The 21,030-nt window shown below is 61.5% G+C and carries 20 protein-coding genes; 7 read left to right on the top strand and 13 right to left on the bottom strand.

Annotated features, from left to right (window positions below; all coding sequences use genetic code 11):
• Nucleotides 1-41 precede the first annotated feature (41 nt).
• Nucleotides 42-968 (top strand): LysR family transcriptional regulator, encoded by a 927-nt coding sequence (locus tag PSFL_RS24960; RefSeq protein ID WP_169960399.1) that lies wholly within the window; start codon nucleotides 42-44, stop codon nucleotides 966-968.
• Between the two features lie 547 nt (nucleotides 969-1,515).
• Here PSFL_RS24960 and PSFL_RS24955 read toward each other — a convergent pair.
• From PSFL_RS24955 to PSFL_RS24945, 3 genes are read right to left on the bottom strand one after another with little or no spacing between them, the layout of a single operon-like run.
• Nucleotides 1,516-2,058, bottom strand: a complete 543-nt coding sequence (locus PSFL_RS24955) for a DUF2937 family protein (protein WP_057958812.1) — start codon at nucleotides 2,056-2,058, stop codon at nucleotides 1,516-1,518.
• A gap of 11 nt (nucleotides 2,059-2,069) precedes the next feature.
• Complete coding sequence (locus PSFL_RS24950; protein ID WP_057441274.1) at nucleotides 2,070-2,846, bottom strand: class II glutamine amidotransferase; 777 nt, start codon at nucleotides 2,844-2,846, stop codon at nucleotides 2,070-2,072.
• Between the two features lie 30 nt (nucleotides 2,847-2,876).
• Nucleotides 2,877-3,341, bottom strand: a complete 465-nt coding sequence (locus PSFL_RS24945; protein ID WP_225923868.1) for an MFS transporter — start codon at nucleotides 3,339-3,341, stop codon at nucleotides 2,877-2,879.
• Between the two features lie 90 nt (nucleotides 3,342-3,431).
• On the opposite strand from PSFL_RS24945, the gene PSFL_RS24940 reads away from it, so the two are divergent.
• A complete protein-coding gene (locus PSFL_RS24940; protein ID WP_057958811.1) occupies nucleotides 3,432-5,486 on the top strand; it encodes a S9 family peptidase in 2,055 nt (684 codons plus the stop codon).
• Here the strand turns inward: PSFL_RS24940 and PSFL_RS24935 are convergent.
• Nucleotides 5,483-5,764, bottom strand: coding sequence for a hypothetical protein (locus PSFL_RS24935; RefSeq protein ID WP_057441276.1), 282 nt, complete (start codon nucleotides 5,762-5,764; stop codon nucleotides 5,483-5,485). The genes PSFL_RS24940 and PSFL_RS24935 overlap by 4 nt on opposite strands.
• Nucleotides 5,765-5,845: 81 nt before the next feature.
• Between PSFL_RS24935 and PSFL_RS24930 the strand changes: the two genes are divergently transcribed.
• The gene (locus PSFL_RS24930) at nucleotides 5,846-6,532 is read left to right on the top strand and encodes a spermidine synthase (RefSeq protein ID WP_057441278.1); all 687 of its coding nucleotides are present in this window, start codon (nucleotides 5,846-5,848) and stop codon (nucleotides 6,530-6,532) included.
• Nucleotides 6,533-6,544: 12 nt separating this feature from the next.
• On the opposite strand, the gene rarD is transcribed toward PSFL_RS24930, so the two are convergent.
• Nucleotides 6,545-7,429 (bottom strand): EamA family transporter RarD, encoded by an 885-nt coding sequence (gene rarD / locus PSFL_RS24925; RefSeq protein ID WP_057441280.1) that lies wholly within the window; start codon nucleotides 7,427-7,429, stop codon nucleotides 6,545-6,547.
• A 612-nt stretch (nucleotides 7,430-8,041) separates the two neighbouring features.
• Between rarD and PSFL_RS24920 the strand changes: the two genes are divergently transcribed.
• From PSFL_RS24920 to PSFL_RS24910, 3 genes are all read left to right on the top strand, one after another.
• Nucleotides 8,042-8,416 (top strand): YajD family HNH nuclease, encoded by a 375-nt coding sequence (locus tag PSFL_RS24920; protein WP_038448187.1) that lies wholly within the window; start codon nucleotides 8,042-8,044, stop codon nucleotides 8,414-8,416.
• Between the two features lie 182 nt (nucleotides 8,417-8,598).
• Nucleotides 8,599-9,066: an RNA methyltransferase gene (locus PSFL_RS24915; RefSeq protein WP_057441281.1), complete on the top strand. Its 468-nt coding sequence runs from the start codon at nucleotides 8,599-8,601 to the stop codon at nucleotides 9,064-9,066.
• A 69-nt stretch (nucleotides 9,067-9,135) separates the two neighbouring features.
• Entirely contained in the window at nucleotides 9,136-9,477 is a 342-nt protein-coding gene (locus tag PSFL_RS24910; RefSeq protein WP_170060468.1) for a DUF2892 domain-containing protein, read from the top strand.
• A gap of 554 nt (nucleotides 9,478-10,031) precedes the next feature.
• Here the strand turns inward: PSFL_RS24910 and PSFL_RS24905 are convergent.
• Nucleotides 10,032-11,264 carry a hypothetical protein gene (locus PSFL_RS24905; RefSeq protein ID WP_397470607.1) on the bottom strand — a complete coding sequence of 411 codons (1,233 nt, stop codon included), beginning with the start codon at nucleotides 11,262-11,264 and terminating at the stop codon, nucleotides 10,032-10,034.
• A 9-nt stretch (nucleotides 11,265-11,273) separates the two neighbouring features.
• Nucleotides 11,274-11,723 carry a YcgN family cysteine cluster protein gene (locus PSFL_RS24900; protein ID WP_029292333.1) on the bottom strand — a complete coding sequence of 150 codons (450 nt, stop codon included), beginning with the start codon at nucleotides 11,721-11,723 and terminating at the stop codon, nucleotides 11,274-11,276.
• Between the two features lie 153 nt (nucleotides 11,724-11,876).
• Between PSFL_RS24900 and PSFL_RS24895 the strand changes: the two genes are divergently transcribed.
• Nucleotides 11,877-12,470 (top strand): nitroreductase family protein, encoded by a 594-nt coding sequence (locus tag PSFL_RS24895; RefSeq protein WP_057958808.1) that lies wholly within the window; start codon nucleotides 11,877-11,879, stop codon nucleotides 12,468-12,470.
• Nucleotides 12,471-12,547: 77 nt separating this feature from the next.
• On the opposite strand, the gene PSFL_RS24890 is transcribed toward PSFL_RS24895, so the two are convergent.
• The 6 genes from PSFL_RS24890 to PSFL_RS24865 form a co-directional block, all read right to left on the bottom strand.
• Nucleotides 12,548-12,919: a hypothetical protein gene (locus PSFL_RS24890; RefSeq protein ID WP_397470632.1), complete on the bottom strand. Its 372-nt coding sequence runs from the start codon at nucleotides 12,917-12,919 to the stop codon at nucleotides 12,548-12,550.
• A 3,161-nt stretch (nucleotides 12,920-16,080) separates the two neighbouring features.
• Entirely contained in the window at nucleotides 16,081-17,013 is a 933-nt protein-coding gene (locus PSFL_RS24885; protein ID WP_057441285.1) for a D-2-hydroxyacid dehydrogenase, read from the bottom strand.
• A 113-nt stretch (nucleotides 17,014-17,126) separates the two neighbouring features.
• On the bottom strand, nucleotides 17,127-17,420 hold the full coding sequence (locus PSFL_RS24880; protein ID WP_057441287.1) for a YcgL domain-containing protein: 294 nt from the start codon (nucleotides 17,418-17,420) through the stop codon (nucleotides 17,127-17,129).
• Entirely contained in the window at nucleotides 17,417-18,550 is a 1,134-nt protein-coding gene (rnd, locus tag PSFL_RS24875; protein WP_057958805.1) for a ribonuclease D, read from the bottom strand. The genes PSFL_RS24880 and rnd overlap by 4 nt, the downstream gene beginning before the upstream one ends.
• 122 nt (nucleotides 18,551-18,672) lie before the next feature.
• Complete coding sequence (locus tag PSFL_RS24870; RefSeq protein ID WP_057441289.1) at nucleotides 18,673-19,329, bottom strand: class I SAM-dependent methyltransferase; 657 nt, start codon at nucleotides 19,327-19,329, stop codon at nucleotides 18,673-18,675.
• A gap of 98 nt (nucleotides 19,330-19,427) precedes the next feature.
• Complete coding sequence (locus tag PSFL_RS24865; RefSeq protein ID WP_397470606.1) at nucleotides 19,428-20,801, bottom strand: glutamine synthetase family protein; 1,374 nt, start codon at nucleotides 20,799-20,801, stop codon at nucleotides 19,428-19,430.
• Nucleotides 20,802-21,030 lie beyond the last annotated feature (229 nt).

Here is a 21,030-nt window from a genome sequence, read left to right as displayed (position 1 = left end):
ACTAATAAAAACCGATCCATGCATAAGAAAAAGTTGATCCCATGAATTTGAAGTTCCTCGAAACCTTCGTCTGGGTGGCCCGACTCAAGAGCTTCCGGCTCACGGCAGAGAAGCTGTTCACCACCCAGGCCTCGATCTCCAGCCGCATTGCGGTGCTGGAAAGCGAGTTGGGGGTGAAACTGTTCCTGCGTGACTCGCGTGGCGTGAGCCTGACCCCGGATGGGGTGAAGGTGCTCGAGTATGCCGAGCAGATGATGATCACCATGCAGGGGCTCAAGCAGTCGCTGGAAACCACCAGCAGCAAGGTCGGACGCATCCGTATCGGCGTGATGGACACGGTGATTCATACCTGGCTCAGCCCCTTGGTGACCGAGTTGATGAACCATTTCCCCCTGGTGGAAATCGAGCTGGTCGCCGATACCGCGCTGAACCTCTGCGATCAGCTGCAAAAAGGCTTTCTCGACCTGATCCTGCAAACCGACCTGCTGCGCCAGGAATCGGTGCGCAGCCTGGAGCTGGCCAGCCACCCCATGGGCTGGATCGTCGCCAGCCATTCGATCTACAACCGTGATTACACCTCCCTGGCCGAACTGGCCCAGGAACGGATCATCACCTACTCGAAAAACTCCCATCCGCACCAGGATGTGCTGAGCCTGATGCAAGCCCATGGCGTCGCGGCGCCGCGCATGAACTGCGTGAACTCGGTGTCGGCCATCACCCGCTTGCTGCGCGACGGCTTCGGTATCGGCGCGTTGCCGCCGGTGCTGGTCAGCGAAGAGTTGGCGCGGGGTGAGTTGATATTGCTGCCCATGGCGCAGCGCTTGCCGAACCTGCAGGTGGTGGTGTCGTGGCGGGTGGGGGTGGAGTTGGTGGAGGAAATCGTCGCGCTGTGCCAAAGCGTAGCGGCGCGGTATGCCGAGGAAGTGGGTGAAGAGCGCATGGTGCTCAACCAGAAGAAACCCGATTAAACCTAGCAGGCGCGGGCTTGTTTGGGAGCTGGCTTGTGTAGGAGCTGGTTTGTGTGGGAGCTGGCTTGCCTGCGATGCAAGCACCTCGGTACATCGGTTGCACCGCGGTGACGCTATCGCAGCATGGGTATCTACACCGCTATCCTCTGGGTATGTGTACATATCCATTGCTGCGGTAACGGCGGCTATTGGTTCCGCCCTTACGGCGGGTCACTTTTGGAAAAGAGCCCCAAAAGTAACCAAAAGGGCTCTTGCCCCACCACTCGGTGCCTCGCCTAGGCTCGGCATGCCCGCAGTCAGGCATTGCTCCGTGGGCCCGCCGCGATCGGCCATCCATGGCCGTGTCGCGGCTACCCCGGCATCCATGCCGGGGGTGCCCACTGCGCAATACCTGCCTGCGGCCATCGTGGTTTAACGGGGCGCCTAAGATCAAGATCAAAAGCCAGATCAAAAGCCAGATCAAAAGCCGGATCAAAAGCAGAGCCAGAGCGTGAAGCTGCATTCCTCACGGTGGGAGCTGGCTCCAACCTTGAGATCTGTGGCGTATTCAGAGGCCTTTGAGGTCCCGCTCTTCAATCGGCCGGCTCTGGCGCAGACGCTTGCCGCCCAGCACCACCCAGTCAATCAAACGGAACAGGCACTCCAGGCCGAACGACAGCAGCATCGCCCCGCCCAAACCCCAGCCCATGGCCTCGGGGGTCAGGAGGATCTGGTAGCTGTAGCCATTCCAGGTTTCCCGGCGAATATCCGGGTCGGCGGCCACCGCCACCTGCAAGGCGCGGATGTACCACGGTCCCTGCATGGCCTGGAACTGCTTGTCCAACGCCACCTGGCGATCGAGCAAACTGCCGAGGCTGTTGGCATCGCTGCGGAATACCGGGTCATCGCTGGCGCGGTAATGGGCGACCAGGGCCTGTAAATCGCCTTTGAAGAACTGCTGCGCAGTGCTTTCAAAACCGCGCAGGCCGGTCTGGGCCTCGATCAAATGGGCCTCGACCCGCTTGGCGTAGTCGTTGATAAACCCCGGGACTTGCACCCCGACCAACAAGCCAATGGCAAACAACACCAGGCGCAGATAGCTGAGCAACATAATCAACGTCCTTATGCAGTTGTGCCCTGGCTGACGCATTCGCCGCGCCGCCATAGGCTCCACTGGCCCGGTTCGTAGCGGGTCCAGGTCTCGTTTTCGGTCAAGGGTTCGGTGGCAATCACTGTCACCACATCGTTTGGCGTGGTTTCGGCCTGAAAATCGACGATCACGTCGACATCTTTGAGGCGCGCCGGGCCAAAGGGTGCGCGGCGGGTGATCTGCGCCAGTTTGGTCGAGCAGTAGCAAAACAGCCAATCACCATCACTGAGCAGGCAGTTGAACACGCCCTTGCTGCGGTATTCGGCGCAGGCGGCGATCAGGTCCGGCAGCACCTGCTCGATATCCACGGGCTCGGGAAACGCCTCACGGATGCGGTTGAGCAGGTCGCAGAAGGCGGCTTCGCTGTCGGTATCGCCCACCGGGCGGTAGAACGTGGCCCGGGGCGTGAAGTCGGCGAGTTGGCCGTTATGGGCGAAACACCAATTGCGCCCCCACAACTCGCGGACGAACGGATGGGTGTTGGACAGGCTCACCTTGCCGACGTTGGCCTGGCGGATATGGCCAATCACCACTTCACTCTTGATCGGATAACGCTGCACCAGCAGCGCCACTTCCGACTCGCTGCTGGCCGCCGGGTCCTGGAACAGCCGCAAGCCACGGCCCTCGTAGAAGGCAATGCCCCAGCCATCGCGGTGCGGCCCGGTGCGCCCACCGCGCTGCATCAGCCCGGTGAAGCTGAACACGATGTCGGTCGGTACGTTGGCACTCATGCCCAATAATTCACACATGCCAGGACTCTCGATGCTGGGCAAACAACGTTAAAGACGCGGTTCGACCCGCATACCACTGACGGGGGCCGGCGCACGGCCATAGGGTTCGTCGTCCTCAGGCTCGGCCGCAACCGCTGCCGCAGCCGCGGCTTTCTGCTCACGCCGGGCCTTGGCGGCACGTTCGATGGGCCAGCGGATCAGCACAAAGACCAGGTACAGGCCAAAGGCGATCATGGCGTACATCAGCAAGTCGGACACCGCCCGCCAGGCGTTATTGCCCACTTTGAGCAACAGATCCAGGGCGGTGATGGCCACGGCCGGGGCGAATTGCTCCTTGACCGGGTCGACAATGGTCGGGCTCAACAGCAGCACCGCCATCAGCAACCGCAGCGGTTCGCGCAGCCAGCGCCAGATCCAGCGGGTCAGGCGAAACCACACCAGCAGGCAGCCCAAAGCGGCGAAGGCGTAAAGGCCCCAAGCGGTCAGATAGTCGTTCTCGGTCATGGTGTCCATGGCAAGGTAGGCAAACAGGCCCGTATGATAACGGCTTTTGAGTGCCACGGCTGCAACGCCGTCGGCCCACCCCCAGACAGAGAGTGATCCATGCCTTCATCGACCCACGCCGCTGCCGCCCCAATTGCCCGCCAGGATTCAGGCCAGGACCCGTACGCCTGGTTGCAGGAGCGCGACAACAGCGAGGTGCTCGACTACCTCAAGGCCGAAAATGCCTGGCAAGAGGCGCAACTTGAGGAGCAGAGCGCGTTGCGCGAAAGCCTGTTCCAGGAAATCAAGGGCCGTATCCTCGAGACCGACCTGTCACTGCCCTCGCCCTGGGGCCCGTACCTGTATTACACACGCACCACTGCCGGTGACGAATACGCGCGGCATTACCGCTGCCCACGCCCGGCCGACGACAGCCAGCAGATCGACGAAAGCGCCGAAGAATTGCTGCTGGACCCGAATGTGCTGGCCAATGGTGGTTTTTTCTCCCTCGGTGCCTTCAGCATCAGCCCGGACCACAAGCGCCTGGCCTACAGCCTGGATACCAATGGCGAAGAGATCTACACCCTGTACGTGAAGGAATTGTCTTCAGGCAAGGTCAGTGAACTGGCCTTCGAAGACTGCGACGGCAGCATGACCTGGGCCAACGACAGCCTGACGCTGTTCTTCGGTGAACTGGACGACACCCATCGCCCGCACAAGCTGTATCGCTATCGGCTGGACGGCACCGCCGCCGAAGAAGTGTTTCACGAGCCCGACGGGCGCTTTTTCCTGCATTGCTACCGCTCCAGTTCCGAGCGCCAATTGCTGCTGTCGCTGGGCAGCAAGACCACCAGCGAAGTCTGGGCCCTGGACGCCGAGCAGCCGCAACAGGCATTTGCCTGCCTGGCGCCACGGGTTGAAGGTCATGAATACGATGTCGACCACGGCAAGCTGGACGACCAATGGACCTGGTTTATCCGCAGCAACCGCGATGGCATCAACTTTGCGCTGTTCCAGGCGGCTGACAACGGCAGCGTGCCCACTGAAGACCAGTGGCACAACCTGATTGCCCACGATGACGCAGTGATGCTCGATGGCGTGACCCTCAACGCCCGGGCCATGACCCTGAGCCTGCGCATTGGCGGCTTGCCGGTAATCGACGTGCACCCACAAGGCCTGCCGACTTACCGCGTGGAATTACCAGACGCGGCCTACAGCCTGTACGTGCAAAACAGCCTGGAATTCGACAGCGACAAGATCCGCCTGCGCTATGAAGCACTCAATCGTCCGGCCCAGGTCCGCCAGTTGGAACTGGCCAGCGGCGCGCAGCAAGTGCTCAAGGAAACCCCGGTATTGGGCGTGTTCAATGCCGACGATTATGTCAGCCAGCGGCTATGGGCCACTTCTGCCGATGGTACCCAGGTGCCGATCAGCCTGGTGGTCAAGCGCGACCAGGTGGGCCAGCCAACGCCGCTGTACCTGTACGGCTACGGCGCCTACGGTTCGAGCCTCGACCCGTGGTTTTCCCATGCGCGCCTGAGCCTGCTGGACCGTGGCGTGGCGTTTGCCATTGCCCATGTGCGCGGTGGCGGCGAATTGGGCGAAGCCTGGTACCGCGCCGGCAAGCAGGAGCACAAGCAAAACACGTTCAGCGATTTTATCGCCTGCGCCGAACACCTGATCGCCGAGGGCCTGACCACCTCCAAACAACTGGCTATCAGCGGCGGCAGCGCCGGCGGGCTGTTGATCGGTGCCGTGCTCAACCAACGCCCGGAGTTGTTCCAGGCGGCGATTGCCGAAGTGCCTTTTGTCGATGTACTCAACACCATGCTCGACCCGGACCTGCCACTGACCGTCACCGAATATGACGAATGGGGCAACCCACAGGAGCCCGAGGTGTATGAGCGGATCAAGGCCTATGCGCCCTACGAAAACGTCAGCGCCCAGGCCTACCCGGCGATGCTGGTGATCGCCGGCTATAACGACAGCCGCGTGCAGTACTGGGAAGCCGCCAAATGGGTGGCCAAGCTGCGGGCCACCAAGACCGACGACAACCTGCTGCTGCTCAAGACCGAACTGGGCGCCGGCCATGGCGGCATGAGCGGGCGTTACCAGGGGTTGCGTGATGTGGCCCTGGAATACGCCTTTGTGTTCAAGGCCCTGGGGCTGGTTTAAGAGCCCGCCGCCTTCGGCTTGCTGTCGTTTTGCTGCAGGCCGGGCAAGGTCTGATCCTTGGGCGGCTTGGGCATTTCAATCGGTGGCAACGGCACCCCGGCCCCTTGTGGCTTGGGTGCGGTTGGCGGGGTGATTTGCGGATACGGGGTCGGCGTTGCAGTGCCCGGCGCGCCGGTGGTGGTCGCCGGCGTGTTCGGCACCGGTTGCAACTGCTGGGCATGTGCGGCACCCAATGTGAGCACACTTCCTACAATGACCGCTAGAATGCTGCACTTCATCGATGGCTCCATGGCCTGACTGTTAACCAGTCCCAAGGCTACTCCCAACCGCGCAAGAATGCCCTTCCCAATGAGATTTCCATGAAACGTTTCGTGCTGCTCGACACCACCCCGATCCCCGATAACGGCGGCGCCCTGTGCCTGTTCGAATACGGCGAGGATTTTGTGATCAAGATCCAGGGCGGTGACGGCGGGCAATTGATGAACACGCGCATGCACGGTTCCGAAGATGCCCTGGCAGAGATTCCCTGCCGCAAGGTCGCCGGACGCCCCGGTTCACGGGTATTGATTGGCGGCCTGGGCATGGGCTTCACCCTGGCCTCGGCCCTCAAGCACCTGGGCAAGACGGCCGAAGTGGTGGTGGCTGAATTGGTGCCGGGCGTCGTGGAGTGGAATCGCGGCCCGCTCGGGGAAAAATCCGGCAACCCGCTGCAGGACCCGCGCACCGTGATCCGCCTGGAAGACGTGGCCAAGGTGCTGCAGGCCGAGCCCCAGGGCTTTGATGCAATCATGCTCGACGTCGACAACGGCCCCGAAGGCCTGACGCAGAAAGCCAACAGCTGGCTGTACTCCGCCGGCGGCCTCAGCGCCTGCGCCAAGGCCCTGCGCCCCAAGGGCGTGCTGGCCGTGTGGTCGGCCAGCGCCGACAAGCAGTTCAGCGACAAATTGCGCAAGGCCGGCTTCAAGGCCGAGGAAGTGCAAGTCTTTGCCCATGGCAACAAGGGCACCCGGCATACCATCTGGATTGCCGAGAAACTCAAGGGCTGAAGGGCGCGCCGGTCAGATCGAGCGGCGCAGGCGATTCAGATGCCGCAAACCTTCCAGCACCAACACCACCACCGCCAGCCAGATGGGCAGGTAGGTCATCCACTGGCCCGGCTTGAGGCTGTCGCCCAGCATCAGCGACACCGCCACCAGCAGCACCGGCTCAGCGTAACTGAGCAGACCGAACAGGCTGAAGGGCAACAGGCGGCTGGCGAGGATGTAGCAATAACCTGCCGCCGCACTGACCAGGCCCATCACTGGCACCAGCCAGTACAACGCCGGGCGCTGCGCCAGCGTCTCGCCGATGGGGTGGCCGCCGAGGATGAACCACAGCGCCACCGGGATCATCAGCATCATGTCCAGCCATAAACCGCCCAGGTTGTCGGTGCCACAGCGCCGGCGCAGGACGAAATACAGCGGGTAACCGACGCAGACCACCAGGGTGGTCCAGGAAAACCCACCCGTGCGGTACAACTCATTGCCCACCCCCACCGCAGCCAACACGGCGGCAATCTTTTGCAGATGGGAAAGGCGTTCGCCATAAACGATACGCCCGGTAATGACCATGGTCAGCGGCAACAGGAAGTAACCCAGGGAAACGTCCAGGCCGTGGCCATTGAGCGGCGCCCACATAAAGATCCATAACTGCACCCCCACCAGCGCGCTGGTCAGCACCACGCAGGGCAGCAAGGCCGGTTTCTCGCGCAAGCGCTTGTAGATCAGCGGCACCCATTGCCAATCCCCGGACAGGGCGAGCAGCAGCGTCATGAAGGGCAACGAAATAAGGATTCGCCAGGCAAATATCTGCTGGCCATCCAAGGGCTCAAGAAGAGAGGTAAAGAAATACAGCACGCCAAACAGGAAGGAAGCGGAAACCGCCAGAACAACACCTTTAGACACAACAGCCTCTACAACAAATTGCATGTATTGAATTGAAGACCGAGCCGTTGAATATAAGCAAAATGAGCATCAAAACTTATTAACACGCACCACAAACTTACAACTCACACAGAATATAATTCCAGAGTCATGAATTTATAAGTACAGGGTAATTCGTCGTTTTTTATTATTGGAAAGACGATCATCAGACTCTTCAACCCACCCGACTTCGGTGATAGGCAGCAGCACGCTCTGGACGAGCGCCTCTGATTTGAAACGCCACAACGCCAGCCGCGGAGGCTGATATCGTGATGGGAAAACCCGATTGCACGGGAAACTAACGGTCGCCCGGAAAGACCAGGCTTATTGAATACTCGACACCACAGCGGCGGTGGGCCAAGAGGCGCCACATTAAAGAACTTGGCAAAGTTAGTCCAACACTTTCTCGCCCCAGAGTAACTTTTGCGCTCTTTAACTTCCCAACGGTTTTTAAATAGATAGGCGGGCATTATTACCCCGCTCCACAGCACCCCATCGCCGGCCGGCCCCCGGGCTGAAAAAGCCAAGGGCTTATTGCCCCGCGAGCAGCTAGAATCAACGCCATCCGTGATCCACTAGAAAACAGGAGCCATGATGAGCTCAAGCAACCCGCCCTCCCACACCGCCAAGCTGGACCGCATCCTTGCCGATGCCCAGCGCGACCGGGAAATGGGCTACCGCGACAAAGCCCTGAAAATGTACCCCCATGTGTGTGGCCGCTGTGCCCGTGAATTCGCCGGCAAGCGCCTCAGCGAACTGACTGTGCACCACCGTAACCACAACCATGACGACAACCCCCAGGACGGTTCCAACTGGGAATTGCTCTGCTTGTACTGCCATGACAACGAGCACTCGCGCTATACCGACCAACAGTATTTCGGCGAAGGCTCCACCAGCAGCCCGACCATCGCCAAGGCCACGCACAACCCGTTTGCGGCGTTGGCGGGGTTGATGAAGAAGGACGACTGACGGTCGTCGCTGAACGTTACGACGTCATCGCGGGCAAGCCCGGCTCCCACATTTGAAATGTGTTCACCTGTGGGAGCCGGGCTTGCCCGCGATGACAATCGCCCAAACACACCATTTCTATAGCGACCGCTGCTCGAGCAATCCCCGTATAATTGCGGTTTTTCTCGAAGGCACCCTCTCCCGTGGGCAATAAACGCTACAGCTGCATCGGTCTGTATAACCCCAAATCCCCCGAAAACGTCGGTTCGGTCATGCGCGCTGCTGGCTGCTATGGGGTGGCTTCGGTGTTCTACACCGGTAAACGCTATGAGCGGGCCCGGGACTTTATTACCGACACCAAGAAAGTCCACCACGACATCCCGCTGATCGGCATCGACGACCTGAAAAAGATCCTGCCCCTGGGCTGCATTCCGGTTGCCGTGGAGCTGGTGGACGGTGCCCGGCCGCTGCCGGAATACACCCATCCTGATCGTGCGCTGTATATCTTCGGCCCCGAAGATGGCTCCCTCGATAAAGAGATCCGCGAGTGGTGCGAAGATGTGGTCTACATCCCGACCACCGGCTGCATGAACCTTGCGGCCACCGTCAACGTGGTGCTCTACGATCGCCTGGCCAAGGGCAATAACACCCGTTCGGGGCCCAAGTACTGATTTGGCGGGAACATCCACCTCTGGCCCGCAGTCAGTTACATATCTATGGCCCTTTGTTGGAGACAGACCATGAGCGACAGCAAAACCCTCAAACCCATGATTGAATCGACACCGTTCCAGACCCAGCCGACCCAGAACGTCCAGGGCTGGGAGCGCATTGGCTCACTGGCCGGTGGCGTAGTGATGATGGGCAAGGGCATTCGCCGCGGTGGCTTTTTCGGCCTGATCCAGGTGGCGATTGGTGGTGTGGCCTTGGCGCGCGGGATCAGCGGCCATAGTTCGGCCAAGTCGCTGCTGGAAAAAAGCCGCCAGGATATGAATAGCGTGCGCACCCGCATCGAGCGCGCGGGTGAGGAACTTAAGAATCTCAAGACTCGGGCTGAAGTGGCTGCCGAAAAAACTACGCCCTGAGGCACAAGCCAAAGGTGGGGGCTGGCTTGTGTGGGAGCTGGCTTGTCGGGGCGCAGCATAGGTATCTACACAGCTCTTTTCTCTAGTGGTTCTTGGGGTTGTGTACATATCCGTTGCTGGGGTCACGGCGGCTATTGGTTCCGCCCTTACGGCGGCTCACTTTGGAGAAGCGCCAAAGTAAGCAAAACGCTCTTGCCCCACCACTCGGCACCTCGCCTAGGCTCGGTGTGCCCGTCATCCGACATTGATTTGGGGGGCCGCCGCGATGGGCCATCCATGGCCCAGCGCGGCTAACCCGGCGTCCTGCCGGGTTACCCCCCAAATCAAAATCGGATGACGGCCAGCGTGGTTTAACGGGGCGCCTAAGATCAAGATCACAAGCAAAGCGAGGCGGCCTGACAGCCGACCTGATCGTCGAGGCGTGCGCGGACTCCTGTGGGAGCTGGCTTGCCTGCGATGACGGTAGCTCAGTCAGCACATTGGCCACTGGTAGACCGCCATCGCAGCGATGCGGCGACCCAACTCCTACACAAACCTGCTTCCACCGTTGAGCTTCAGCGCAGCAATTTGCTGTCGAGCACCACCGAGGATTGGCCGATCACGCTTTCGGCCAACTGCACAAACTCCTTGGTGCTGAAGCTGTCCAGGCGCATCAGTGCCTGGGTCAGGTCGTCCAGGGAGCGTTTGTTGTGGGTTTTCAGGCGAATTTCACGATCCAGCTCCTGCAACACCAGCACTGCCCGCGCCACTGTGGCGCCGTTGACGTGCTCACCGCGTAACGTCGTTACGCCCTTGCCGTCCTTGCTCAAGCGCGCCTGTATCGCCCCATAACGCTCATCGCTGATACCGCCTGCGCGACGCAGCAGTTCGATGGCGTAATACTCCGCAAGGCCCTCACTGATCCAGTCACTGCCCTGATGGTCATTGAACCGGCCAATGGCCTGCACCACTTCGCGGATCAGCGGGCTACTGCCGTTTTCACTGACCAGCGGCGTACGGCTATTGAGGTACACCGAATCGCGCCCGGCGAACGCGCCGCGGCGCATCGGGTCACTGGCGCCCACCAGCAGCAGCTTGGCCGGATGCCGGGGAAACGCCGCTTGTACCTGGGGCCAGACAAATGTCAGCAAGGTCAGCACGTCCATACGGCGCATGGCCTGGCCCTTGGGCGAGGACACGGTGATTTCGGTTTCGCCCAGGCGCACCCGGCGGCTGCCCAGGCTGCCGGCGACCATCCAGCCGGTGGGCCGGTCGAACAGCCGGGAGACATTGTCGATACGGAACTTATGCTTGCCGATCCGTGGCCAGGCGGTCTCGACGCTTTTCCAGCCCGGCGGCAGCTCGAAGGTCAGCCGGGACACCAACTCCACGCCGTCCTGCTGGTCCAGGCGAGCCGCCGGCACCAGATCCTCGCCGCGAAACAGCGCCCAACTGGGGGTCATGCGCGACTCGTAGATGCCGGCCTTGCGCGCATGGCTCAGGCGCACGCGGTAGGTCAGGCTGGCCTTGTCGGCACCCGGCTGCCACAGGCCGCGACTGGCCCCCGCGTCAGGCGTGACCTGCCACTGGCCATCAGCCTTGAAGTCGCTGTAGTCACCGTCGCGACCCAGGTCGAAGTTCAGGCTGCGCACAGCCGAACCCTGGGACAGGCTCAGGCGCACCTCGGCCTGATCGCTCTGGGGCAACAGTTTGACGTGATAATCGAGGTCGACCTTTTTCGCCGACCACGCCGACGCGCTCAACCCCAGCAACAGCAGGCTCGCCGCCAGCTTGGCTTGGACCGTCATACGCTCTCCTCAGCCTGCGCGGAAAATCAGGTAATCCTCCCAATCGTCCTCGGGCACGCTGCCTTCGCTGAGCATGCGGCCGGACTGGGAAATACGTTCGTGGTGCACCGCATCGCGGTCACCGCAGACCAGGTGGTGCCAGAGCGGCAAATCCTTGCGCTCACTGACCAGGCGATAGCCACAGGTCGGCGGCAGCCACTTGAACTGGTCGGCCTGGCCCGGGGTGAGCTGGATGCAATCGGGCACCGAGTCCCGGCGGTTTGGGTAGTCGGTGCACTGGCAGGTTTTCAGGTCCAGCAGTTTGCAAGCGATACGCGTGTAATAGACGCTGTTGTCGTCTTCGTCTTCAAGCTTTTGCAGGCAGCACAGGCCACAGCCGTCGCACAGCGACTCCCACTCCTCCTGGTCGAGGTGCTCAAGGGTTTTGCGTATCCAGAAAGGTTCGACTTTAGCGGCCATGGCTCTACATCAGTATCGGTAGGTGAAAAGGTCGCCAGTCTAGTGCCCAAGCCCCCTGGGGCCAAGCGCTTACGACTGCCGGTAAGGCGAGACTTGTCAGACGTGCAGTGGCGACGTAGCTTTGAAGGCCGTTTTTTTCATCAGGATGCGCTTATGAGCACTGAGCCACGCGTTGCCGATTATCCGATTCATCCGCAGTTCACCGAACGTTGGTCGCCGCGTGCGTTTACCGGCGAGAGCATTGCGGTGGAAACCCTGCTGAGTTTCTTCGAAGCCGCACGCTGGGCACCTTCGGCTTATAACTCGCAGCCCTGGCGCTTTTTGTACGCGCGGCGCGATACGCCGGATTGGCAACGGTATCTGGGCCTGCTGAACGAGTTCAACCGTGGCTGGGCACAACATGCGTCGGCATTGGTGATCGTGATCTCGAAAACCGACTTTGCGGTGCCCGGCGCCAGTGAAGAAACCCCGGCACTCTGGCACACCTTTGACACCGGCTCGGCCTGGGGCCACCTGGCGCTGCAGGCCAGCCTCAGCGGCTGGCACACCCACGGCATGGCCGGTTTCGATCAGGAGCTGACCCGCAAGGAACTGAAGATCCCCGAGGGTTATGCGCTGCACGCGGCCGTCGCCGTGGGCAAGCTCGGTGACAAATCGACTCTGGCGGACTACCTGCAGGCCCGGGAGGCTCCCAGCCCGCGCCGGCCTTTGACCGAGTTGGTGGCTGAAGGGGATTTCAACCTTTAAGCACGGGATCCGCCTGTGGCCAGGGCAGTCGCCGCCCCCCCTGCCGTTAAACACCGGCAGGGGGCATCGCAAGTTGCTCAAGGGGCTTTAGCGACAAGGCTGGCAAACGCCCTGCGCAGTTCCTCCTTCTGTCGCTTATAAGCCGCCATCACCACCGGCACCATAAACTCCGCGCCCTGCGAATCCATATCCACCGGATAAATCTTCTGGTCTTTGGCCGAATACATAAAGTTCTTTAATTGCAGATCATTGTGATAGATATCCTTGGCCTCCATCTGCGCCAATACATCATCCATTAATGATCGCGCTTCTGGCGGCAAACTGTTTCTCTCAAACTTACTGAGATCCACGCCATCGACTTTGCCCATCTTTATATATTTACGACCGTCCTCGATGATCACACTTGCAAACCCCTCACCATAATATTTATTCAGCGATATCGCCTCCATGCTGACGTATTTAGCGGGAGGTTTGATTGAGGTAGGGCCAAGATCCTTGTAGACACTTTTCCCGTCGCGACTTGCGTAGATGACCCCCTCGCCGCCAAGTCCAATCACCTCCCCCAGATCGTCTGCCACCGATTGCGGAGCGGCGCCGGGCAAACGCAGGCGCTGCCACTGATCGCCCTGTACATGCTGAACCAGCAGCGGCGTCTGCCGACCTTTGTGATAGATCCGAGCCTGCACCACCCCATCCTCGGTACGGGTGACTTGGCGGACTTCATAGACCGCAGTCTTACCAGCGCTGTCGGTGTGGCGGATATGGGACAGGTGGCCATCAGCCGCGACGTAGACCCCCTGACTATTGCGCGAAAGCCCGGCAATGCTTGCGGGTGCAACGCTGTACTCGAGCAGCATCCGATTGCTCAGCTCACTGCCCGGCGCAATACGCGCCACGGCGAGCGTGCCGCCCATCGCCTTGGTTTCTGCGGTGAACCCTTCAAGGGGCCCGCCATAAGGCCGCATCTTGTCGGCGTCGAAGGCATACCATTTGCCGCCCTGGAGCACCGCACCGCCCTCGACACGCTGCCCTGCGACCCTGAACGTGCCCGTGGCCGCGGTGCCATAGTCCTTACTGACCGCCTTCAACAAGTCATAGCTGCCGGAAGCCCCCCTGAGCCGGTTAACCGCCTCAATCCCTTTGGAAACGCCTTTGCCGACCAACCTGGCACCGCCGACCGCCAACTCGCCCCACCCGCCAAGGGGGTTCAATGCACTGATCGTGGCAGCCCCAATGATCTTTGCGCCCTGTAAAACCTTCGCCGCTGCGGATAACGCAGTACCACCCAATCGGCCCAATTTCCCTGCGTTTGCAGCGCCAGCGCTGAGCAAGCCAAAGATATCCAGCGCAAGGTCAGTAGCCCCTTCGCCATAATTACCCTGCTGGAAATTGCCAATCGCCGAATAAAACGGAACAAGGCTCAACAGATACGCTTCAGCCACTGCTGCCCTGCCCCGCTGTTTGTCCAACGTGGTCTGCCCCCGCGCGTGTTCCTTTATGTCGGGATCATCGAGATCAAGGTGTTCAACAAATGCATCGGCGATGTATCGAGTGCGATCCGAAGCAAAGCTATCCAGTAACGCGTTGCTTACCGGAACGCTTTGTTTTTTCTGCTGCACAGCGTCATTGCGCGGTACGAACTCTCGGGTCTCGCGGACAAGATTGGCCTTTCTTGAAGTGCGCACATCCGCTCGCCAGAGGTCCGTCGATCGAATAACACCTTGGGCAAAGTTGATTTCGTATGCTGCAGGCTCACCCTCCCCTTCAATTTTCAACAGCAGTTCCTGCCCCTTGGGATGATCGGTTTTATCCGCAAATCCAAGGCCTAGCGTGTGGGACAGGTTTTGATAGAAGGTGATTTTTCCATATTCGAATTTCTTCCGATCCGCCAATGGAAGCTGTGCGATCAAGTGTTTGATGGCGACAGCGATCGCAGCCTTTTTACTCCGGATCGTGTCATTGAACTGCTGGTTGAATGCCTCGGTTATGCCAAATCGGTGATTGGCATTCAATTCGGCCAGGGGAATGCGACTGTCCGCCGAATAGAACACCGCCGGCGACGGCAGGTCCATCATGGCGATATCCAACAGCGAATGATGGCCGACCAGTGTGGTTGCCGGTGTTCCGGGGCCACCACGAGGATGATGGGTGGTGTTGATCAACGGCTCTTCAAAAAGCCCGCCCAGCTCGCCAAACCGGTGCTTGAGCGCCTTCAGGGCCATCGCTTTGCGACTGGGAATGTCCTTATCCAAGGACTGGCTGGCAGTGATCATTTGCCGCTGGCGGGTGTTGAAGGTGGTTTGCAGCAGGTTCAGCTCTGCGTCGGTGTAGCGCTCATCCTCCTTGCGTTCGAGCAGGCCATTGACCACACCCCAGCCCACCAGGGCCGCCCGCTGCACATCGCGGGTAAGACCAGGATCGGCCGTGCCCGCACTTTCTGCCTGCTGCATGACCTGGGCGAAGGTCATGTTCGGCACTTTCCCCGGCGACTGGGCCTCGATGGTCGCCGCAGCAATTGCCAGGCTGACCCAGGCCGGGCTGCCATAGGTCACCCGGTCCGGGATGTCCTTGACCAGAAATTCAGGCGCCTTGCGGGCCAGCAACCCATAGGCGCCTACCCCGGCCATCTGCGGGCTGGTCTTGCCACTGCTGCTCAGGTGCCTGCTCAACCTGTCCACCACGAAGGAGGCAGGTTTGCCCCAGTGCGCATCGCTGGCCAGGTCGAAACCCGCCACCTTGTTGCGATGAGGCGCGGCGATGGACTGCGGATCCAACTGCACCGCGATGGCGGCCAGCAGATAGTCGTTGACGCTGCGGTCGGTGGCTATCCCGCCCATTTGCTCTTGCAGATGCTTTCCCAGCCGCTGCCCTTCAGCGGAACTCACCAGGGATTCCAGGGCCTTGACGGGGTTGCTCGATACCGGTGTGGCAACGGGCTGGCGCTGGTCCAGAAAATCCAGCAGCCCCTGGCCTTGTGCGCCCTGCGGCTGCTCTGCGAGGTGGCTCTGGGCGAACGCACCCAGCCTGCGTTGCTCATCCGGGCTCATGGGCACCGGCCACGACAACCCTCCGCCAAAATCGCCAAGCGGATGCTCCAGGGCTCTTGCAGTGACTGCATCGGCGAGGCTGATGAGATGAAAGTGGCTGAGGGGCAGGAACAGGCCGAGGTGCCTGATGACGCTCGCCAAAGTGGCGCTCTTGCCGTCTGCCAGGGGATAGGAGGAGCCGGCGTCTATGTCCAGGGGGGTATGCGCCAACGCGGCCTGCACTGCCTGGGGTGTGGCGTTTACCCCCAGCCGGGTGGCGACTTCGTAGAGCTTTTGCCCCAGTACCTTGAGGTTCTGCCTGTCGCCCAGTGCAGCCTCAAGGCCTGGCTTCTCCTCGACCAGGCTGATCCGGACCTCTTCGCCGCCAGTTGCCAGGTTGGATTCCGTCGGTGGGGTGCTGACGGGATCAGCCAACGATGCGGGCAGCATGGCCCCCAGAGACGGTTGCGAAGCAACAGAGCGCGATTCAAGCATGGAGAGGCCTCCCTTCTTAAGGTCAGTGAGCCTCCCACGTTGCCGCCAGCGATAAAATCAGATGCGCGCTACTCGCGATGTGGGGTGTTTCAGTATCCCCGCTCGAAACTCACCTCGCCACGCAGCGAATCCTTGGCCTGGTACGCCCGCAGATTTTCGACAAACAGTGCCACCATGCGCCGCGGGCAGGTCGGCGCCGAGCTGTGGCCGGTCAGCAACAAGCCCCAGGCGGTCCAGAACGGATGGCGCTGTGGCAGTGGTTCCTGGCGACAAACGTCGATGACCGCGCCGGCCAGGTGCCCTTCTTTCAGGGCCTCGACCAGATCGGCATCCACCACCGCCACACCCCGGCCGACGTTGATAAACAGGCCGGTGGGCTTGAACTGCTTAAACAGCGCCGCATCGTACAGATCGTGGGTATTGGGGGTGTTGGGCAGCAGGTTGACCACATAGTCCACCTCGCCCACCAGACGGCCCAGTTGATCCGGCCCGGCTACCTCGATAAACGGGGCCTGCTCCCGGGCTTGGCTGGCAATGCCGTACAACTCCACACCAAAGGGCAGCAGGAATTGCGCCACGCTCTGGCCGATATCACCGGTGCCGACAATCAGCACCTTGCGCCCCGCCAGGCTCTGGCCCATGCGGTTGTCCCACTTGCGCTCGACCTGGCTGACCAGGCGCGCCAGCACCTCACGCTCGTGACCGAGCATGTAGGTGAGCACGTACTCGGCCATCACCTGGCCAAAAATGCCGACCGCGCGGGTCAGGCGATAATCCCGAGGCAAGCCATCGGCCAGCAGCGGCGTGATGCCAGCCCAGGTCGATTGCAGCCATTGCGGGTGATGGCCCTGGCGCAGCAGGGTTGCCAGCAGGTCCGGCTGGCCCAGCCATACCGGGCAATCGGCGGCATGGCGCGACAATTGGGCCGAGTCGCCACTGGTCAGGACTTCAAGATCCGGCGCCGCTTCGCGCAGCAGTCGGGCGTACAGCGGGTGGTCCTGTTCTGCTATCAGAACGCGCATGGTTCAAACCTTTCAAAAACAGTGCAGGCGGCCACCGACAGCAAACTGACTGCAGGGCTCGGGGCTCGCCAGGTCATTCGATTCAAACGTGTCCCGAGCGGGACACGGGTCGATCACATCGGGTCGTTACGGCGCAGCAGTTCTTCGGGCAAGTGCTCGATGTACTCGTCATCCGGCGGTGGCATTTGCAGGTGGTAGCCCTGCTTTTGCAGGTTGTCCAGGACCGCGACGATATCTTCCTGCTGCAGTTTGCGTTCCGGCGTCAGCACCAGGTTGAACGCGTGTACCGGCTTGCCGAACACGGTCAGCAGGCCCTCGGGCACGCGTTCCAGGGCATCGCTTTTGAGCACATAGAGGTACATGCCTGCGCGTTTCGGGCTGCGGTAGATGGAACAAATATGTTTCAAGGCTGTTCTCCGGCAGTGGCCAGGCTGTCGAGCAGCGCCTGGCCCATCAACTCGCGGCGCCAGCCACGCAGCGAGTCAGGCAATTGGTAAGGCCCATCGGGGTAGCCACTCTTGACCAGTGCCTCGAGGGTTTTCTTGCGCAGCATCAGCTCCGGGGCCATGTCCAGGCGTTCGGCGAAGGTCTGGCCGAGGGCGCGCAGTTGCTTGATCAGCACAGCGGCATCCACCGGCAACGGCTCAGGCACGGCCGGCGGCCATTGGTCCATCGGCACACTGGCGGCACGCTTGATCAGGCCCAGCAGGAATTCGCCGTCCTGGCGCACGGTACGCGGGTGCATGTCTTCGATTTTGCCCAAGGCCGCGAGGTTATCCGGCTGCGACTTGGCCAGGGGCCATAGCGAGTGTTCGCGGACGATGCGGTTGCGTGGCAGGTCGCGGGCACGGGCTTGCTGCTCGCGCCAGGCGCACAGTTCGCGCAGGACGGCGAGCTGGGCACGGGACAGTTTCCAGGCCAGCTTGGCGTCGCGGTACACCTCGTAAGGGTCGATTTCCCGGCGCAGGTTGGCCACCAGCTCGGCGCCGTCTTCCAGAACCCAGGCGTATTTTTCGTCCGAAAGTCGCGGACGCAGGCGTGTATAGACTTCCGCCAGGTGCACCGCGTCTTCGGCGGCGTAACTGACCTGGGTCTCGGACAATGGCCGCTGCAGCCAGTCCGAACGGGTCTCGCCCTTGGGCAACTCGATGTCCAGCACCGCTTGCACCAGGCGCGAGTAGCCCATGGAGAAACCGAGGTTCAAGTAGGCGGCTGCCAGTTGGGTATCGAACAATGGCACCGGCAGGCTGCCGGTCAGACGCAGCAGCACTTCCAGGTCTTCACTGCAGGCATGCACCACCTTGATCACCGCCGGGTTTTCCAGCAAGGCGGCCAGGGGTTGCCAGTTATCAATGGTCAGGGGATCGATCAGATAAGCGCGTACACCATCCCCGATCTGGATCAACCCGGCGATGGGATAGAAGGTGTCGACCCGCATGAATTCGGTGTCGAGGGCGACGAATGGCAACTGCTGCCATTCGGCGCAATGCTGGCCGAGGCTATCGTTGTCGCAGATCCAGTGAATATCGATGGCCACACGGCTCTCCCTTGAAGAATGGCGCGCAGTATATATCGCCAGCGGGACTTTCGAGCACCCGCAGTGTGCCAGCTATCATGAAAACTCTGACAGGAGACGAAGAATAGCCCGACAGTTGAGGGTTATCCTCTTTTGCGCAGTACATAAACCCGCCACAGGGCCGAGCCGGGCATGAACTCTTGCTGGTTCAGCACCGTGAAGCCCGCCTGGCGAAACTCCGCTTCCACCTCCACACGATGGGACAACAAGGGTTGCCCTGTGCCCGGCGGGTGGAGCTGACGATGGCGGCTGTCACTGTCCACCGCGACAATCACCGTGTCGCGGCTGACCCGGTGAAACTCGCGCAACAGCGTCAGTCGCGCTTCGACACTGGAGACGTGGCGAAACAGTTCCAGGCAAAAAATACAGTCCACCGCGTTGGCCGACAGGCCGATGGAAAATGCCGACCCCTGGAACGTCTTGATCCGCCGCAGAAAGGCCGCGCCATAGTGGCTCTGGGCATGATCAAGCATGGTCTGGGAAAAGTCCGAGGCCAGGATCACGCGATTGCTGTGCTCGGCCAGCACCGGCCAGAAGCGTCCCGCCCCACAGGCCAGGTCCAGCAACAGGCCGGGCTCCCCCGCGACTTTCAGAGCCTGGCGCACCAGGCGCTCGTCGCGCCATAACCACAGGCGCCGCAACAAGCCTGGCGGCCGTGGGTCACCACAGACGCGAGCGTGGTCACGATCACAGCGCGCGGCGAATTCAGCCTCGATGGACGATGGGGGTTGCGACGACATCACGGTACTCATGTAGATGAACCGGTCTCTACGGACACTGGACTTTCAGCTTAATCACCCCCGCGTGAAAAAAAGGTCGAAAGACTCAGGGTTCATCATCACGCCTGGTGCAGGTACCAGCGCCAGTCCTGCTCGCCCACCTCGCCCATGAACTGCCGGTACTCGGCCCGCTTGACCGCCAGGTACACGCCGAGAAATTCCTCGCCGAACGCTTCACGCGCCCAGGCCGAACCTTCCAAGGCACGCAAAGTGGTGAGCCAGTCGGTGGGCAGCAGCTCCTTGGCCTGGGCATAACCGTTGCCCGTCACCGGCGCGCCGGGATCGCGCTGCTCGCGAATGCCACGGTGGATCCCCGCAAGAATGGCCGCCGCCGCCAGGTACGGGTTGGCATCGGCGCCACAGATGCGGTGTTCGATATGCCGCGAAAACGCCGGCCCACCCGGCACCCGCAGGCTGACGGTGCGGTTGTCGACACCCCAGGTGGCCGCCAGCGGCGCATAGCTGTTGCTCTGGAAACGCCGGTAAGAGTTGGCGTTGGGACAGAACAGCAGCAAGGAATCGAGCAAGGTACTGAGCATCCCGCCGACCGCCTGGCGCAGCAGCGGCGTACCGTCGGCTGCCTCGCTGGCAAACAGATTGTTGCCATCGGCGTCCGCCAGGCTGACGTGCATGTGCATGCCGGTGCCGGCCAGGTCGTCGAACGGCTTGGCCATGAAACAGGCGGTCATCCCGTGTTTGTGGGCCACGCCCTTGACCAGGCGCTTGTAGCGCACCGCCTCGTCCATCGCCTGCAACGCATCGCTGCGATGCTCGAGGGTGATCTCCACCTGGCCGGGGGCGTATTCGGAAATCGCCGTGCGCGCGGGAATGCCTTGCAGCTTGCAGGCGCTGTACAGGTCGGCCAGAAACGGCTCGATCTGCTCCAGCTCGCGCAGGCCGTAGACCTGGGTCGAGCGCGGGCGACCGCCGTCCATATCACGCGCCGGTTGTGGGCGGCCGTTACTGTCGGGCTTCTGGTCCAGCAGGTAGAACTCCAGTTCCGCCGCCATCACCGGGTAATAACCATCGGCCTTGAGCCCGTCGATGACCTTGGCCAGCAGGTGTCGGGGGTCGGCCACGGTCGCCGGCAAGCCTTCCTCCGGGTGCATGCTGACCTGCACCGCCGCCGTGGGAATCAACCGCCACGGCATACGCTGCAAACTGCCGCTGATCGGGTAGGCGCGGCAGTCGATATCCCCCACCTCCCACACCAGGCCGGAGTTTTCCACGTCATCGCCATTGAGGGTCAGGCCCAGGATGGTACTGGGCAGCGGCCGGCCGGTGGCGTAGGCCGCCAGCAGTTCATCACGGTGCAGCAGCTTGCCGCGGGGCACGCCGTTGCTGTCGAGGATGAACAGCTCGAACATCTCGATATCGGGGTTTTGGTCAAGAAAGGATTGGGCTTCGTGCAGGCTGGCAAAGACGGTACTCATGGCAACTCTCTTACGTTTGCGTCAGGCAGGCGCGCGCGACGGCGCACCCGTGATGGGGGCAATCAGCGTAAGGGAGCGGTATCCGGCGGGCGGGCATGGCGGCAGTGCCACAGTGCCCAAAAGGCCAGTTCAGAAGGCAGTGCATCAACGCCCAGCCGACACACCGGGCGGCTGGGCGCGGTGGCGCCAGGCGAGGCCTCGGGATGAGTGTCGGGGGAACCGTCCATGC

It is taken from the genome of Pseudomonas sp. DD1 (assembly GCF_044510355.1).
GTDB lineage: Bacteria > Pseudomonadota > Gammaproteobacteria > Pseudomonadales > Pseudomonadaceae > Aquipseudomonas > Aquipseudomonas shahriarae.
This window is presented reverse-complemented; position numbering and strand designations above follow the sequence as displayed.